The organism is Gordonibacter pamelaeae 7-10-1-b, assembly GCF_000210055.1.
Lineage (GTDB): Bacteria > Actinomycetota > Coriobacteriia > Coriobacteriales > Eggerthellaceae > Gordonibacter > Gordonibacter pamelaeae.
Window position 1 is genome coordinate 264,002 of the sequence record NC_021021.1, and the last position, 1,958, is coordinate 265,959.

2 protein-coding genes and 1 pseudogene are annotated in these 1,958 nt (G+C 67.3%); 2 read left to right on the forward strand and 1 reads right to left on the reverse strand.

What is annotated here, in order from left to right; translation table 11 throughout:
* Positions 1–188 (forward strand): annotated as a pseudogene (locus GPA_RS18640) (MerR family transcriptional regulator); the annotation flags it as partial.
* A gap of 160 nt (positions 189–348) precedes the next feature.
* On the opposite strand, the gene trxA reads toward GPA_RS18640, so the two are convergent.
* Positions 349–657, reverse strand: coding sequence for a thioredoxin (gene trxA, locus GPA_RS01165; protein WP_015538709.1), 309 nt, complete (start codon positions 655–657; stop codon positions 349–351).
* Positions 658–977: 320 nt separating this feature from the next.
* Between trxA and GPA_RS01170 the strand changes: the two genes are divergently transcribed.
* Positions 978–1,901: a patatin-like phospholipase family protein gene (locus GPA_RS01170; protein WP_015538710.1), complete on the forward strand. Its 924-nt coding sequence runs from the start codon at positions 978–980 to the stop codon at positions 1,899–1,901.
* Positions 1,902–1,958 lie beyond the last annotated feature (57 nt).

The window sequence follows — 1,958 nt, forward strand, 5'->3', positions numbered from 1 at the left end:
GCGAGTGCCTGCTGCTCGTGGACCCGGACGACCCGAACCGCAGCAACGCCGCCGCGCTGTTCGCCGAGGCGGCCCGGCAAGGCCTCGAGCCGCGCCTCGCGGTGGGCACCTACCTGCTCACCGCCGTCGAGGAGGGCCCGCATGCGTCACGCTGGGACTATTACCGCGCCTGGGTGCTGGAGGGGTGACAAAGGGACGGGGATAACGTCACATTCCCCGAAGTACTCGGATCTCGGTGGTCGCTTGGGAATGTGACGTTATCCCCGTCCCTTTGTCACCCCGAGCGCAAGGAAGCGCCGGCTGCCCAAGGCGGCCGGCGCTTCCGGAAAACCTACGGCGAGGCGGCGTTTACGCCAGCATCGACAGGATGTTCTGTTTGGGCTGCACGCCCACGGCCTGCTTCTTCACCTGGCCGTTCTCGAACACGATCAAGGTGGGCACGCTCATGACGCCGTACTTCTGGGCGATGTCGGGGCTCTGGTCGATATCGAGCTTGTACACCGTCGCCTTTCCGGCCTGCTCGCCTGCGATCTCGTCGATGGTGGGCGCCAGCATCTTGCACGGCCCGCACCACGTGGCGAAGAAGTCCACCAGCACGGGACCCTGCGCGTCGAGCACCTTGGACTGGAAATCGGAAGAAGAAACGACCTCGCTCATGTAAAGCCTCCTTATGGTCTTGGCCGCTCGCACGGCCCCGCTCGCAGCACCCGGCGGGCGCGCGATCCTGTCTGTTCTGCCCGTATTGTAAACGCCTTCGCTCAACTGTGCATCTAATTGTTACGGTTTAGGGCATAAATATTGGGTTTCCCGACATTTTCGCGCCGCGAGCGGCCGATCCGCCGGCAGGCGCTCCATGGTTACTTCACAGTTTGCGGGAAGGAGATAACGGCCACCGCCTCCCGGTTCGGCTACGGCGCGCGGCGCCGGTCGCGCCGCTGCGCTATAATGGGGCGCGAACGCGCAGAAAGGACCCCCGCATGAGTGACACGACCGCACGCCTCCCCCGCACCGGCACCCGCTACCTCCACGAGCCCGCCTGGCGCGGGCATGACGTGGCGCCCGTCGACCTCGTGCTGGAGGGCGGGGCCATGCGCGGCCAGTTCACGGCCGGCGTGCTGGATGCCTTCATGGACCGCGGGCTGTTCTGCGAGCGCACGGTGGGCGTGTCGGCGGGCGCGCTCTGCGGCTACAACTACGTGGCCGGCGATGCGGGGCGCTCCTGCTACCTCAACGTGAAATACGCGGGCGACTGGCGCTACCTGTCCCTGAAGAGCTTCGTGCGCACGGGCAACGCCTGCGGCCGCGACTTCGCCTTCAACGTGATACCCAACGAGCTGGAGCCCTTCGACTACGAAGCCTTCAACAGCTCGCCGATGCGCCTCGTGGCCGTGTCGAGCGACCTGGACTCGGGCGAGGCCGACTACCACGAGTTCACCGACGCCCTGGCCGACGTCGACTACCTCATAGCCTCGTCGTCCATGCCGCTCGTGAGCCAGATCGTGGAGGTGGACGGCAAGCACCTGCTGGACGGCGGCACGTGCGACAGCGTGCCCGTGCTCTACTCGCTGCTCACCGGCCCCGCCAAGCGCATCGTGGTGCTCACGCAGGCCGAGGACTACCTGAAGGGCCCGAACAAGCTCATGGCGCTCCTGCGCCAGCGCTACGCCGACTTCCCCTTCTACGTCGACCGCCTGCAGCACCGCCACTACGAGTACAACCGCCTGTACCGGGCGCTGCCGTGCCTGCACGACGAGGGGCAGCTCTTCCTCATCCGCCCGCCCGAGCCCGTCACGGTGTCCAGCATGGAGAAGGACCCGGCCAAGCTCATGGCCCTCTACGAGCAGGGCTACGCCGAGGCCCTGCGCGTCTGGGGCGCCCTGGAGCGATACCTCGCCGGTTAGCCGCCCCCTGCGGCGGCCGGGCCTACGCCCCGCCGGCCTCCTCTTCGCCGGGATCGT